At 70.2% G+C, this 12,910-nt stretch carries 14 protein-coding genes, 1 tRNA gene and 1 pseudogene; 8 read left to right on the forward strand and 8 right to left on the reverse strand.

What is annotated here, in order from left to right; all coding sequences use genetic code 11:
* The first annotated feature begins 174 nt into the window (after window positions 1-174).
* Window positions 175-288 (forward strand): helix-turn-helix domain-containing protein, encoded by a 114-nt coding sequence (locus ACFUJR_RS07500; protein ID WP_383173166.1) that lies wholly within the window; start codon window positions 175-177, stop codon window positions 286-288.
* A gap of 33 nt (window positions 289-321) precedes the next feature.
* Here ACFUJR_RS07500 and ACFUJR_RS07505 read toward each other — a convergent pair whose 3' ends face one another.
* Window positions 322-537: a hypothetical protein gene (locus tag ACFUJR_RS07505; RefSeq protein WP_383173164.1), complete on the reverse strand. Its 216-nt coding sequence runs from the start codon at window positions 535-537 to the stop codon at window positions 322-324.
* 259 nt (window positions 538-796) lie between these two features.
* Window positions 797-1,270: a hypothetical protein gene (locus ACFUJR_RS07510; RefSeq protein WP_383173162.1), complete on the reverse strand. Its 474-nt coding sequence runs from the start codon at window positions 1,268-1,270 to the stop codon at window positions 797-799.
* Between the two features lie 173 nt (window positions 1,271-1,443).
* Here ACFUJR_RS07510 and ACFUJR_RS07515 point away from each other — a divergent pair, with 173 nt between their 5' ends.
* From ACFUJR_RS07515 to ACFUJR_RS07525, 3 genes are read left to right on the forward strand one after another with little or no spacing between them, the layout of a single operon-like run.
* The gene (locus ACFUJR_RS07515; protein ID WP_383173160.1) at window positions 1,444-1,878 is read left to right on the forward strand and encodes a hypothetical protein; all 435 of its coding nucleotides are present in this window, start codon (window positions 1,444-1,446) and stop codon (window positions 1,876-1,878) included.
* A gap of 8 nt (window positions 1,879-1,886) precedes the next feature.
* On the forward strand, window positions 1,887-2,687 hold the full coding sequence (locus ACFUJR_RS07520; protein ID WP_383173158.1) for a Twin-arginine translocation pathway signal: 801 nt from the start codon (window positions 1,887-1,889) through the stop codon (window positions 2,685-2,687).
* A 2-nt stretch (window positions 2,688-2,689) separates the two neighbouring features.
* Window positions 2,690-3,004 carry a 4a-hydroxytetrahydrobiopterin dehydratase gene (locus ACFUJR_RS07525; protein WP_383173156.1) on the forward strand — a complete coding sequence of 105 codons (315 nt, stop codon included), beginning with the start codon at window positions 2,690-2,692 and terminating at the stop codon, window positions 3,002-3,004.
* Window positions 3,005-3,138: 134 nt separating this feature from the next.
* Here the strand turns inward: ACFUJR_RS07525 and ACFUJR_RS07530 are convergent.
* From ACFUJR_RS07530 to ACFUJR_RS07545, 4 genes are all read right to left on the reverse strand, one after another.
* A tRNA-His gene (locus ACFUJR_RS07530) sits at window positions 3,139-3,211 on the reverse strand.
* Window positions 3,212-3,481: 270 nt separating this feature from the next.
* Entirely contained in the window at window positions 3,482-4,084 is a 603-nt protein-coding gene (gene orn, locus ACFUJR_RS07535) for an oligoribonuclease (RefSeq protein WP_383173154.1), read from the reverse strand.
* 231 nt (window positions 4,085-4,315) lie between these two features.
* A complete protein-coding gene (locus tag ACFUJR_RS07540) occupies window positions 4,316-5,482 on the reverse strand; it encodes a helix-turn-helix domain-containing protein (RefSeq protein ID WP_383173152.1) in 1,167 nt (388 codons plus the stop codon).
* Between the two features lie 397 nt (window positions 5,483-5,879).
* On the reverse strand, window positions 5,880-6,200 hold the full coding sequence (locus ACFUJR_RS07545) for a hypothetical protein (RefSeq protein WP_383173150.1): 321 nt from the start codon (window positions 6,198-6,200) through the stop codon (window positions 5,880-5,882).
* Between the two features lie 330 nt (window positions 6,201-6,530).
* On the opposite strand from ACFUJR_RS07545, the gene ACFUJR_RS07550 reads away from it, so the two are divergent.
* Together ACFUJR_RS07550 and ACFUJR_RS07555 are read left to right on the forward strand one after the other, a co-directional pair.
* Window positions 6,531-7,052 carry a universal stress protein gene (locus ACFUJR_RS07550; RefSeq protein ID WP_383173194.1) on the forward strand — a complete coding sequence of 174 codons (522 nt, stop codon included), beginning with the start codon at window positions 6,531-6,533 and terminating at the stop codon, window positions 7,050-7,052.
* Window positions 7,053-7,241: 189 nt separating this feature from the next.
* The gene (locus ACFUJR_RS07555) at window positions 7,242-7,805 is read left to right on the forward strand and encodes a GPR1/FUN34/YaaH family transporter (RefSeq protein ID WP_383173148.1); all 564 of its coding nucleotides are present in this window, start codon (window positions 7,242-7,244) and stop codon (window positions 7,803-7,805) included.
* Between the two features lie 230 nt (window positions 7,806-8,035).
* Here the strand turns inward: ACFUJR_RS07555 and glmS are convergent, their stop codons facing one another.
* A complete protein-coding gene (gene glmS, locus ACFUJR_RS07560; protein ID WP_383173146.1) occupies window positions 8,036-9,853 on the reverse strand; it encodes a glutamine--fructose-6-phosphate transaminase (isomerizing) in 1,818 nt (605 codons plus the stop codon).
* Window positions 9,854-9,897: 44 nt separating this feature from the next.
* Window positions 9,898-10,173 carry a hypothetical protein gene (locus ACFUJR_RS07565; protein ID WP_041662420.1) on the reverse strand — a complete coding sequence of 92 codons (276 nt, stop codon included), beginning with the start codon at window positions 10,171-10,173 and terminating at the stop codon, window positions 9,898-9,900.
* A gap of 187 nt (window positions 10,174-10,360) precedes the next feature.
* Here ACFUJR_RS07565 and ACFUJR_RS07570 point away from each other — a divergent pair, with 187 nt between their 5' ends.
* Both ACFUJR_RS07570 and ACFUJR_RS07575 read left to right on the forward strand, forming a co-directional pair.
* Window positions 10,361-11,983, forward strand: a complete 1,623-nt coding sequence (locus ACFUJR_RS07570) for a beta-N-acetylhexosaminidase (RefSeq protein WP_383173144.1) — start codon at window positions 10,361-10,363, stop codon at window positions 11,981-11,983.
* A gap of 653 nt (window positions 11,984-12,636) precedes the next feature.
* A pseudogene (locus ACFUJR_RS07575) lies at window positions 12,637-12,910 on the forward strand (hypothetical protein); the annotation flags it as partial.

Genomic DNA, 12,910 nt, shown 5'->3' on the forward strand with positions numbered 1-12,910 from the left:
CAACACGCTTTTCCCTCCACCCGTTTTCCCCCCCCCACCGACCCCCCCCCTCCCCCCCCCACCCCCCCCTCCCCTCCCGCCCCCCCCCCCCCTCCGGCCGGCCCCCGCTTCGTCGTCGGCCGCGCACGCAAAGAGGAGGCTGGCGTGGGGCGTCCGGGGTGAGTGGCGATCCCCATGGACCGAGCCGGGTACAACCGCATCGAGCAGGGCCACGCAGCGGCCACCCTCGACACCCTGCTTCGCATCGCCGATGCCATCGGCGTGCCGCTCGCCCACCTCGTGCGGTAGTCCCGGCCGGGGGACGGTCCGACCGGGGCTGGTTCAGCGGGTGCGCTGCCACACAGGCTCCGCCTCGCGGAGTTCCGTCAGACGGGCCGCGACGTCGGCGAAGAACTTCACCGGATCAACGTCGAGCCGAGCGAGAAGTGACCCATGGAGGTCCCACGCCTCCGCGTGGATCTCGTAGCGGCAACTGGCACAGTGGAACCAGTCCCCGCCCGTCGGCCGTATCGTCCCGCCGCACTGTGGGCAGCTCATCGATCCCCCTCTATCCCGGCGAGCTGGTACCGCACGGGTAGCAGATCCACCAACCGTCCTGTGTCCTGGTCATGCCTCCGCCGCACCTGCTACATGTCATCCTGGTGCCTTCCTGTCCGAACGGATGGGTGGCCGGCCCGGATCGGGTTCCTGCCAGGGAGAGCGATCCGGGTCGGGGTCTATGTGGTGATGCCGTACGCGAGGAGCGCGAGCACGCCGAGGACGATCAGGCAGTAGACGGCCTGCCGCGGCCACTCGGTCACCGGGCGTCCGGGGTCAGTGGCGGAAGGCCAGTGCGGCCGATGAAGGCGGCGGCGATCGCCTGCTGCGAGGCGCGGCGCTCACGGAGGACGCGGACCATGTCCCGGGCCGTCAGCGCGAGATGCCGGGTGTAGGACCAGGTGCCGAGCGGACCGGCGTCGGGCCCGTCCTTCACCAACTGCGCCCAGGTCTTCAGGGCCCCGGACGCGCGCGCGTCCCGCTCCACGGCAGGGATCCCCTCGATGCCGCCGGACAGCCCCTCGCAGCGGGACAACAGCCGATCGGTGAGGTCCGCGAGGGCGACGCTCCCAGGGTGGTGCCGCAGCGCGAGCGCCTCGTTGATGTCGTGCTCCGCGGCGGCCTCAGCCTGCTCCTCGAACGCATCGCACGCATGAAGGAGGAGCCCGGCGAACTGGACGTCGACGCCGGACCCGGGTTCGTCCGCCTCGTTGTGCTCGATCCGCTCACGCACGGCTGCTCCGTCCGTCGTCGGAGGGGCAGATCCGCCAACCGCTGTACGCCCCTTCGCATTCAGGTCGATGATGTGTGAGCACGGCAACGAGCAGATAGGCCATCGAGTGGTCACGCATGGCCACGTCGCGGCCACGGCCGAAACGGCGCGCGATGACACCCCACACTGGCGGCATGAGCCGCAACGACGCCCTCCGGGCCTCACGACTCCGGCAAGGCTGGCGCACGGTCGAGCAGGCCGCTGCCGGGCTCACCGCTCACGGGCAACAGCTCCTCGATGACCCCCACTTCACCGTCTCCCCGCGAACCTGGCGACGCTGGGAAGGTGAGCGGCCGGGCTGGCCCCCGGAAGAGACCGCGATCGTCATACACGACGCGCTCGGCCGGTGGCCCGAGGACCTGGGATTCACCACACCCCCCGGCTGGATCCGGCCGGAGCACCATGAAGAGGCCGATGTGAAACGCCGTGCATTCGTCAGCGTGACCGCCGCCGCGCTCGTCCCCGGACCAACCGCTACGCAGCACGTCGACCCTGCCCTCATCGACTACTTCCAACAGCAGTTGGAGGGGCACTACCGGGCCGACATGTTCTCGGGCCTCACGACCTGATCGGCACCGTGTCCGCGCAGTACCAGCTCATCGACAAGCTGATCCGCTCCGCGAAGGGCGAGGTACGCTGCGGCCTTCTGCGGGTCGGCGCGGCGTACGCGGCGCTCGTGGGCTGGCTGTACCAGGACGCCGGCGACCTGGAGGCCGCGAGTTTCTGGCGGGGCGTGACCCAGGAGATCGCGATGCGGTCGCGCGACGCGCACCTCATCGGGTACAGCCTCGTGAACCAGGCTCAGGTGCGGACCGACCTCGGTGACGGGTGGGCGGTCATCGACCTGTGTGAGGCCGCCCTGGACGACGCCGACCGGCTTGCTCCGAAGGTGCGCGTGATGTCGCTCCAGCAGCAGGCGCACGGCGCCAGCCTCATCGGCGACCGGACGGCCGTCGACCAGCTCATCGACACAGCCGACGGTCTCCTCGGCCGCGTCGACGACGACCTTCCCTGGGGCAACGCCTGCCGGCGAACGCCTGGCTACCTCGAAGTGCAGAGGGCCACCTGCTACGGGCGCCTCGGGCTGGGCGCGGAGGCCGGCGCCCTGTGGTCCCAGGTCCTCGACATCGTGCCTTCGACTGCCCGCCGGGACCGCGGGGTGTACATGGCACGGCACGCCACGGCGGCTGCGGCCGCTCGGGAACCGGAGCAGGCGCTGGAGATCGCCCGCACCGTGGCGGAGATCGCGGTGGAGACCCGTTCCGCCCGGATGCGGCGGGAGCTGGTCACCCTGGAGCGGGCCATGCGACCGTGGCAGGATGCCCCGGTCGGGCGGGATCTCGCTGAGGTTCTCGCACCTGTGACCGAGGGGAGCTGACGATGGGCGTGCCTGCGCCGCTGTCTGACGAGGAGATCATGGAGCGGCTGGCCGGGCTGCCGGGCTGGGAGCGCAAGGGCGACGAGATCACCCGCACGTACGAGATCCGGTACCACGCGGCGGTGGCTGCGATCGTGACGATCGCGGACCGGTCGCGGCGGGTCCGGCATCACGCCGATCTCGATCTGAGGATGGACCACTTGCGGGCGGCCATCACGACCCACGACGCTGGGCACCGGTTGACCGAGGCGGACTTTGATCTCGCGCGCCGGATCGACGCGATCGTGGCCGCGCACCAGGCGCTGCCGCTCGACTGACCCCCCGGCACGACGAAACCGCCCCCTGCCCGGCCCGTAGGCCGCTGAGGGCTTTGTGTTCTCGTTGTGTTCCCAAGGAACCGCGCATGACGAAGGCCTGACCCGTTTTCACAGGTCAGGCCTTGATCATTCAGGGTGAGTAACGGGACTCGAACCCGCGACATCCTGGACCACAACCAGGTGCTCTACCAGCTGAGCTATACCCACCATGACCGGCGGTTTTCCCGAGGGTTTCCCCGACCGGCCGAGAAGAAGTCTACAGGGTCCGAGAGGGTGCTCGCGCCCGTATTCGACCCGGTGGCGCCGTGGGGGTGTCAGAGGGGTGTCAAGGGCGCGAGCGGGGGCTGCTCGGACGTGGCAGGACTCGGGGCGGACCGCGCCGGACCGGCGCGGTGTGGTCCGGAACACACGCCGGACCTTCCCCGTACCGCTCCGGACCTCCCCCTACGGCTCCGGACCTCCCCGTACCGCTCCGGACTACTCCGGACGTACGACGTGGCGCGCCGCGATCTGCTTCGCCGTGTCCGAGGCCGGTCCGGGCTGCGGGACGAAGATCGCCTCGCGGTAGTAGCGCAGCTCGGCGATGGACTCGCGGATGTCGGCGAGCGCGCGGTGGTTGCCGCTCTTCTCCGGACTGTTGAAGTACGCCCTCGGGTACCAGCGGCGGGCCAGCTCCTTGACCGAGGAGACATCGACGATCCGGTAGTGCAGATGGTTCTCGAGCGCCGGCATGTCCCGCGAGAGGAAGCCGCGGTCGGTGGAGACCGAGTTCCCGCAGAGCGGTGCCTTGCCGGGCTCCTTGACGTGCTCGCGTACGTAGGCGAGGACCTGGGCCTCGGCATCGGCGAGGGTCGTGCCGTCGGCCAGCGCGTCGAGCAGACCGGATGACGTGTGCATCTGGCGCACGATCTCGGGCATGGTCTCCAGCGCCGCCTCCGGCGGGCGGATCACGATGTCCACGCCGTCGCCGAGCACGTTCAGTTCCGAGTCGGTGACCAGTGCGGCCACCTCGATGAGTGCGTCGTCCGTCAGCGAGAGCCCGGTCATCTCGCAGTCGATCCACACCATGCGATCGTTCATGCGTCCTACCTTAGGGCCTGTCTTTCGGATCGGGCCGGGCTCTCGGCGCCCGGCACTTCCCGATCCGGTCCGATCCAGAAGGCAGACTCTGGGGGCGGCTACCGGTTCGGGCCGGGACCGGCCGTACGGCTCGGCGCCGGGCGGGACGCCGACGGGCGCCCGGGAGAGGTGTCCCCGGGCGCCCGTCGGTTCTATCCGTGCGCGGCTTGTGGCGCGCGGTCCGGCCCGCCCCTAGGGGGCGCTGCGCTGGCCCGGCAGGGCCGCGCGACCGGCGTACATGTCGGACTGCGGCTTCCCCGGCTCCATCGGGATCCCGGGCCGCCGGACGACCGGCGGGCCCTGCTGCGGCACCAGCGGGTCGAGCACCGACGTCGTGGTCTCGGCCTGCGGGCGCCGGGCCCGGTAGGCCGCGCGGTACGCGGCCGGCGAGGAGCCGAGCTGGCGGCGGAAGTGCCCGCGCAGCGCCACCGGGGAGCGGAAGCCGCAGCGTCCCGCGACCTCGTCGACCGAGTAGTCGGAGGTCTCGAGCAGCCGCTGCGCCTGCAGCACCCGCTGGGTGATCAGCCACTGCAGCGGGGCGGACCCCGTCAGCGAGCGGAAGCGCCGGTCGAACGTACGCCGTGACATGTATGCGCGGGCCGCGAGCGTCTCCACGTCGAACTGTTCGTGGAGGTGCTCCAGGGCCCAGGCGACGACCTCCGCGAGCGGGTCGGCGCCGATCTCCTCGGGTAAAGACCTGTCGAGGTAGCGCTCCTGGCCGCCGCTGCGCCGCGGCGGGACGACCAGCCGGCGCGCCAGGGCGCCCGCGGCCTCCGCGCCGTGGTCGGTCCGCACGATGTGCAGACACAGGTCGATACCGGCCGCGGTGCCGGCCGAGGTCAGTACGTCCCCGTCGTCGACGAAGAGCTCCCGCGGGTCCACATGGACCGACGGATAGCGCTTGGCGAGCGTCGGCGCGTACATCCAGTGTGTGGTGGCCGGTCTGCCGTCGAGCAGTCCGGCCGCGGCGAGCACGAACGCGCCGGTGCACAGCCCGACGATCCGCGCGCCCTCTTCGTGTGCCCGGCGCAGCGCTTCGAGCGCCTCCGGCGGTGGCGGCGAGGTGATCGACCGCCAGGCCGGTACGACGACGGTTCCGGCGCGACTGATCGCGTCGAGGCCGTACGGCGCGGTCAGTTCGAGGCCCCCTGTGGTCCGCAGCGGGCCTTCCTCACCGGCGCACACCAGCAGGCGGTAGCGGGGTACTCCCGCGTCCTGCCGGTCGATTCCGAACACGGAGAGCGGGATGGAGCTCTCGAAGATGGGGCCGCCGCTGAACAGCAGCACCGCGACGACTTCGCGGCGGCGGCGCCCGGTCAACTTCCGTGCGGCCTCCGTTACGGCGGAGTCCTGGCTCATGACGCTAAGCCCCCCTCGGTGTTCGCGTCTCCCTGGTCCTGTCGCTCCTGCACGTTTCCCCTCGGTTTTGCACGAGACCCCAGTCTTCGATACCCATGATCGAATCTACTGTGTTCCGTAGTGCCGACGTGACAAGTTCACCGTCCGGCACATTGTCGACAAGGCAACTTGGCGCGAAGCATTCGATCACGAAGCGTTCCACTCGCGGGCGGCGCAGGGAAGTGCGTCGTGACCGCGTGGCCCGTCCCCGTAGGGTGCGGGGGCCGATCCGAAGCTTTTCACGCCCGGTGGCACCAGGGTTGAGGGGGCATTCCGCCAAGGACTCACGGGTAGGTGGAAGTTGGCTGAAATCATACGGGTGTGAGTGTACGAATCCGTCAGCTCCACGGGGGGTCCGTCACCTCTGACGGTGGTTTCGGCCGCCATGGGAGCGTCGCCCGCGGGGCCCCGCGGCCTCGGCGCGCAGGCCGCGCTCCGCGCGGCGCAGCAGTACCCGGCAGACCGCCGTCACCGCGGCGAGTCCGAGCGCCGTGCCGGCGGCCCCGCCCAGCGAGGTGCCGTAGACCACGAGGACGACGGGGACCAGGACGCAGCAGAAGACGGCCCAGCGGACGACGTCGCCCGCCGGGTCCGCCGAGGGGTGCGGGGCCGCGGGGCCGGGGGAGCGGGCGGGGGGACGGGTGCCGGCGGGGGTGACGGCGGCCGGTGGTGCGGGCACGGGCGGGGCTCCCTGCGACGGTGACTGGACCTGTGGGAACGAGAGGCGGAACGTTCCGGTCACTCCCCGTGGCGGCCGTTCGGCCCCCCGTGGCGGACAGCTGTAGGGCACAACCGGCATTGCCATAACGGGACGGGCTCGTGCATGCTCCCTGGAACGCTCTGCGGGCGCCGTGTGTGGTCCCGGACCGCTCTGGGCAGGAGAGGGGTGTCGCCGTACCCTTGGGGGTATGGGCTTGGGAAGATGATTCCCGGACACCGCTCCGTCGCCAACCGTTGCTCCGTACGACGCTCCATCCCTCCCACAAGGATCTTCCTCGCCGAGACACCGATGGCCGGTCACGAATTCCCCGAACCCGCGGACCGCAAGCGCGTCGCCGACTCCACGGTCGACCCCCTCGCGGTGGAACAGCCACGTCACTCCTGTGATCCCGCCTTCCGGCACGGAGTGGTCGTCGGCTTCGACGGCTCGACCTCCAGTGAGCGGGCCCTGGCGTACGCCGTCGGCATGGCCCGCCGCTCCGGCTCGGGCCTGATCATCGTGCACGTCGCCAACCGGCTGCCCACCACCGTCTGGGCGGGCTGCGAGCCGCCGGTCTTCGTCGACGTCCCGGACCACCGCACCGAGGTGCTCGGCCTTGAGCTGGCCTGCGCGGACTACCTGGCCGAGGTCCCCTGGATCCTCGTGGAGCGCGGCGGCGACATCTGTCACGAGCTGGAGGAGGTCGGCCGGGAGTACTCGGCCGACGCGATCGTGGTCGGCTCGACGCACGGCATCGTCGGCCGGCTCTTCGGCTCGGTGGCCGGCCGGCTGGCGAAGCGCGCGCAGCGGCCCGTGATCGTCATCCCGTGACCGTCGTCCCGTGACCGGTCCTCGCTGACGTTCGCCCCCGGCTTCATCTCTTCGACGCTTCGTCAACTCCCTTGGTACGGCGATAATTTCTGCCCCCGTCAGGTGATTTGTGCGCTTGTGAAGGGTACTTAAAGGTCACCGGAACAAGCAGCTCACGCAGCACAACTGCGCACTTGAAGGGAGCCCGCCGTGGACAACGAAGTCGCCGCGGGAAACACGACCTCCACTCTCGGCCACCTCGCGCTCGGACTGACCCTGCTGGCCTTCGGCATCGGCGGCACGGGTGTCATCGACAACGTCGCGGCGTCGGACGCCGCATCCCTCGCCACCTGGGTCGGCGGGGTGGCGCTCTTCCTCGTCGGTCTGCTCGCCCTGCGCGCCGGCAACGGCGGTGAGGGCACGGCCTATTCGGCGCTCGGCGCGTTCTGGTTCACCTGGGGGACCGGAGTGGGCGACGGCGGTTCGGCCGAGGCGACCGGCCTCTTCCTGCTGCTCTGGGCGCTGCTGGCGCTCACGCTGACGATGGCGGCCGGTGGCAGCGGTCTGTTCGGGCAGGGCGTGTACGGGCTGCTGTTCGTCGCGCTGCTGCTGCTCGGCATCGGGGCACTCGCCGGCAACGGCGGTCTGGCGAAGGCGGGCGGCTGGGTCGCCGCGGTGGCGGGCCTCGCGGCCTGGTACGGCGCGACGGCGGCGGTGGCGCACTGGCCGACCTCCCTGGGCCGTGTCCGCCGAGGAGCCCCGGCGGCCGGCTGAGGCGCACACGAGTGCCCCGGAGGCGGCCGAGCCCTGGAGAGAACAGCAGCGGTCCCCGTGCACACTGGGTGCGCGAGGACCGCTGCTTGTGTCCGGCCGGGCGTCCGGCCCTCCGGGGACAGGTCCGGAAATGCGGGCGGACGGGCTTTCCCGGCCGTGGTCGAGAGCTCCGGGGGACAGGCCCGGAGTCCCCCCAGCTCTCGGTTTCGCTCGAGCAGGGGGACCCTCGGCTACTCGACCGTGACGGACTTGGCCAGGTTGCGCGGCTTGTCGATGTCGCGGCCCATGGCGAGCGCCGTGTGGTAGGCGAGGAGCTGGAGCGGGATGCCCATCAGGATCGGGTCCAGCTCGTCCTCGTTCTTCGGGACGACGATGGTGTGGTCGGCCTTGACCTGCGGCTGGTGTGCGACCGCGAGGATGCGGCCGCTGCGGGCCTTGATCTCCTCCAGCGCGGCGCGGTTCTTCTCCAGCAGGTCGTCGTCGGGGACGATCGCGACCGTCGGCAGCGCCGGCTCGATCAGGGCGAGCGGGCCGTGCTTCAGCTCGGAGGCCGGGTACGCCTCGGCGTGGATGTAGGAGATCTCCTTGAGCTTCAGGGAGGCCTCAAGGGCGACCGGGTAGCCGCGCACACGGCCGATGAACATCATCGACTGGGCGCCGGCGTACGCCTCGGCGATCTTCTTGATCTCGTCCTCGGTCTCGAGGATCTCGCTGATCTGCGCGGGCAGCTTGCGCAGGCCCTCGATGATCCGCTTGCCGTCGGTGACCGACAGGTCGCGGATGCGGCCGAGGTGGAGGGCGATCAGCGCGAAGGCGGTGACCGTGTTGGTGAAGCACTTGGTGGAGACGACGCAGACCTCCGGGCCGGCGTGCACGTACACGCCGCCGTCGGCCTCGCGGGCGATGGCCGAGCCGACCACGTTGACGACGCCGATGACGCGGGCGCCCTTGCGCTTCAGCTCCTGCACGGCGGCGAGCACGTCGTACGTCTCACCGGACTGGGAGACGGCGATGTAGAGGGTGTCGGGGTCCACGACCGGGTTGCGGTAGCGGAACTCCGAGGCCGGCTCGGCGTCGGCGGGGATACGGGCCATGGACTCGATCAGGCCCGCGCCGATGAGGCCGGCGTGGTACGAGGTGCCGCAGCCGAGGATCTTGATCCGGCGGATGGAGCGGGCCTCGCGGGCGTCGAGGTTGAGGCCGCCCAGGTGGACGGTGGAGAAGCGGTCGTCGATCCGGCCGCGCAGCACGCGGTCGACCGCGTCGGGCTGCTCGGAGATCTCCTTGTGCATGTACGTGTCGTGGCCGCCCATGTCGTAGGAGGCGGCCTCCCACTCCACGGTCTCCGGGGTGGCCGTCGTCGAGGCGCCCGAGGTCGTGTACGTGCGGAAGTCGTCGGCCTTGAGGGTGGCCATCTCGCCGTCGTCGAGGGTGACGACCTGGCGGGTGTGGGCGATCAGGGCGGCGACGTCGGAGGCGACGAACATCTCCTTCTCGCCGATGCCGAGGACGACCGGGGAGCCGTTGCGGGCCACCACGATGCGGTCGTTGAACTCGGCGTGCATGACGGCGATGCCGTAGGTGCCCTCGATGACCTTGAGCGCCTCGCGGACCTTCTCCTCCAGGGTGGTGGCCTGGGAGCGGGCGATCAGGTGGGTGATGACCTCGGTGTCGGTCTCCGACGCGAAGACGACGCCGTCCGCCTCCAGCTTGGCGCGGAGCTCCTGGGCGTTGTCGACGATGCCGTTGTGGACGACCGCGACCTTGTTCTCGGGGTCCAGGTGCGGGTGCGAGTTGATGTCGCTCGGCGCGCCGTGGGTGGCCCAGCGGGTGTGGGCGATGCCGGTGGTGCCGGTGAAGCGCTTGGGGACACGGGCTTCCAGGTCACGGACCCGGCCCTTGGCCTTGACCATCTTCAGGCCGGAGGCCTTCGGGCTGGTGATGACGATGCCGGCGGAGTCGTACCCCCGGTACTCCAGCCGCTGCAGGCCTTCCAGCAGCAGCGGGGCCACGTCGCGCTTTCCGATGTAACCGACAATTCCACACATAAAGGTGTTACCCCTCCAGGTTGGTGAGTGCGCCCGGCCGCGTGTCAGCCGTAGACGATGCGGCGCAGCTGCCGGAGCGAGAGCTCCGGTGGCGCCACGGCGCGGTGCGGCAGCTCGGCCGCGATGCGCTCGAAGATCTCGGCGTTCACGGCGCCCCCGGACTGCAGCTCGCGGTGGCGGCGGCGCACGAAGTCCTCGGTCGACTCGTCGAAGTACGCCAGCACGTCGAGCACCACCCGGGCTGCCTCACCGCGCTGCAGCGCGGTGCTGCGCACCAGGTGGTCGATGAGGTCGTCATGTGACGGGCGGCGTTCGAGCACCAGTGAATACTGAGGGCTACCCCCCGGACTTCGCAAGAATCCTGCCCGAATTCGGGCAGCGGTCTTCATGATCGCCGACCTGGAGGGGGGATTGGTCTACACCTTGACCCACGGAAGTGGTCCACGGTACGCATGGTGACTGTTCGGATACGCATATCCACAGCCGCGAAGTCCACCGAAAGGGACCATGCCTGTGAGACAGCGCAGAACGCTTCCCCGTGTGCTCGGCGCCCTGCTGCTCCTTGCGGCGGTCGGCATCTCGTGCGTCGGAGCCGCCCCCACCGCCCACTCCGCCGCCGAACCCGCGCTCCGGCCGCTCGGCCAGATCGTCCCCGCCCCCGCCTCCGTGGCCCCCGGCGGTCAGCCGTACACGATCACCGCCGCCACCCGCATCCGGATCGACGACCGCTCGCGCGAGTCCCGCGCCGTCGCCGACTACCTCGCCGGGATCCTGCGCCCCTCCACCGGCCACCCGCTGCGCGTCGTCGACCAGGACGACGCGAGCGGCGGCATCCGGCTCCGGCTGACCGACGGGGAGAAGGCGCTCGGCGAAGAGGGCTACCGCCTCCGGTCCGGCCGCGGCGGCATCACGCTCACCGCACACCGGCCCGCCGGGCTCTTCCGCGGCGTGCAGACCCTGCGCCAGCAGCTCCCGGCGGCCGTCGAGAAGCGCACCGTGCAGCCCGGGCCCTGGCAGGTCGCGGGCGGCACCATCACCGACACCCCGCGCTACGCCTGGCGCGGCGCGATGCTCGACGTGTCCCGTCACTTCTTCACGGTCGACCAGGTCAAGCGGTACATCGACCAGCTCGCCCTCTACAAGGTCAACAAGCTGCATCTGCACCTCTCCGACGACCAGGGCTGGCGCATCGCCGTCGACTCCTGGCCCCGCCTCGCCACCTACGGCGGATCCACCCAGGTCGGCGGCGGACCCGGCGGGTACTACACGAAGGACGACTACCGGGAGATCGTGCGGTACGCCGCCTCCCGCCACCAGGAGGTCGTGCCCGAGATCGACCTGCCCGGCCACACCAACGCCGCCCTCGCCTCCTACGCGGAGCTGAACTGCGACGGCGTCGCGCCGCCGCTCTACACGGGCACCGGCGTCGGCTTCAGCTCCCTGTGCGTGCCGAAGCCCGTCACGTACGACTTCGTGGAGGACGTCATCCGCGAACTCGCCGCGCTCACACCGGGGAAGTACCTCCACATCGGCGGCGACGAGGCGCACTCCACGACCCACGAGGACTACGTGGCGTTCATGGAGAGGGTGCAGCCGATCGTCGCGAAGTACGGCAAGACCGTCGTCGGCTGGCACCAGCTCACCGGCGCGACCCCCGCCGAGGGCGCGCTCGCGCAGTACTGGGGGCTCGACCGGACCGGCGCGGCGGAGAAGGAACAGGTCGCCGCGGCGGCGCGCAACGGCACCGGGCTGATCCTCTCGCCCGCCGACCGGGTCTACCTCGACATGAAGTACACGAAGGAGACCAGGCTGGGACTGGCCTGGGCCGGCTACGTCGAGGTGCGGCGCTCCTACGACTGGAACCCGGCCGCGTACCTTCCGGGCGCGCCCGCGGAGGCGGTGAAGGGCGTCGAGGCGCCGCTCTGGACCGAGACCGTCTCCGAGAACGCGCACATCGACCAGATGGCGTTCCCGCGTCTGCCGGGCGTGGCCGAGCTGGGCTGGTCCCCGGCGGCGACGCACGACTGGGAGACGTACAAGGTGCGGCTCGCGGCGCAGGGGCCCAGGTTCGAGGCCCTCGGAATCGACTTCTACCGCTCACCGCAGGTGCCGTGGCCCGCGGCTGAGTAGCTCGTCCGTACCCGTGAAACGCTCGGCCGGGAAGCCCGGCCGAGCGTTTCACGCGTGAAAGCGACCGCCGGCGGGAGCCGCCCCGCTGTTCTTGACGCCTGCCGTGAAGGCGGCGGCGGGGAGATCCAGGACTCCACCAGCCGCCGCAACGGAGGCCGTGGATCTCGCCTCCCGCGGTTCGGGCGGGCCGGACGCAGCACTGTGAATCCACCGCTGTGGAATGCGTGGTGGAGATTCGGGCCACATAGCATCGGGGCGTCGCCCCACGCTACAACTTCGCCCGCACGGATTTTCGTTGGAGCCACCGGCGAGCGTTTGCGTAGCCTTCCGGCCGGGCGCAGAATTGGTGTGACGTCAAGCGGGTCAGCGTCAACTCGGCATCTATGAACGGTTGATGCGCGATCACATCCCCTGATTTGACGTTTAGCAATCCGTAGTCGGGTGCTGCTGTCAGCAGGCCCGGACTCTTCCGCAGCTCGTTGGGTCATTGAACCCCCGTAGTCTCGGGAGGATTTGTACGAGCCCAGGATCTCTGCTCGAACGTGTACCAAGAGACGCCTCCACGAGACGCGGTAGGTCGTGCAAAGCATCAGGCCGAGTATGACTACAGGCGCGCCTGCGTGACGTCTTCCTCGATTAAGGATGGAGTGAGGGTGATGGTGTTTCACGGCGGCTGGAACGGTGATTGGTTTCCGTTGCCCGGGCAGCATGTGTTCGATCATCAGGTGCAGGAGATCGCGGCGGTGTCGCGCAACCCGCACCAGCTCGACCTGTTCGTGATCGGCTTTGACAACAAGGTGTACAGCACGTTCTGGCCCAACAACGGTCAGTGGAACGGGGAGTGGTTCCCGCTGCCGGGGCAGCATGTGTTCGATCACCAAAAGCAGCGGATTGCGGCGGTGTCGCGCAATCCTGAACAGCTCGACT

The organism is Streptomyces sp. NPDC057271, from assembly GCF_042668715.1.
Lineage (GTDB): Bacteria > Actinomycetota > Actinomycetes > Streptomycetales > Streptomycetaceae > Streptomyces.

Excerpts from the sequence above, each read along its gene's own strand:
- ACFUJR_RS07500 (WP_383173166.1), top strand. The coding sequence starts at position 175 with ATGGACCGAGCCGGGTACAACCGCATCGAGCAGGGCCACGCAGCGGCC.
- ACFUJR_RS07505 (WP_383173164.1), bottom strand. The coding sequence starts at position 537 with ATGAGCTGCCCACAGTGCGGCGGGACGATACGGCCGACGGGCGGGGAC.
- ACFUJR_RS07515 (WP_383173160.1), top strand. The coding sequence starts at position 1,444 with ATGAGCCGCAACGACGCCCTCCGGGCCTCACGACTCCGGCAAGGCTGG.
- ACFUJR_RS07525 (WP_383173156.1), top strand. The coding sequence starts at position 2,690 with ATGGGCGTGCCTGCGCCGCTGTCTGACGAGGAGATCATGGAGCGGCTG.
- orn (WP_383173154.1), bottom strand. The coding sequence starts at position 4,084 with ATGAACGATCGCATGGTGTGGATCGACTGCGAGATGACCGGGCTCTCG.
- ACFUJR_RS07540 (WP_383173152.1), bottom strand. The coding sequence starts at position 5,482 with ATGAGCCAGGACTCCGCCGTAACGGAGGCCGCACGGAAGTTGACCGGG.
- ACFUJR_RS07550 (WP_383173194.1), top strand. The coding sequence starts at position 6,531 with ATGGCCGGTCACGAATTCCCCGAACCCGCGGACCGCAAGCGCGTCGCC.
- glmS (WP_383173146.1), bottom strand. The coding sequence starts at position 9,853 with ATGTGTGGAATTGTCGGTTACATCGGAAAGCGCGACGTGGCCCCGCTG.
- ACFUJR_RS07570 (WP_383173144.1), top strand. The coding sequence starts at position 10,361 with ATGCCTGTGAGACAGCGCAGAACGCTTCCCCGTGTGCTCGGCGCCCTG.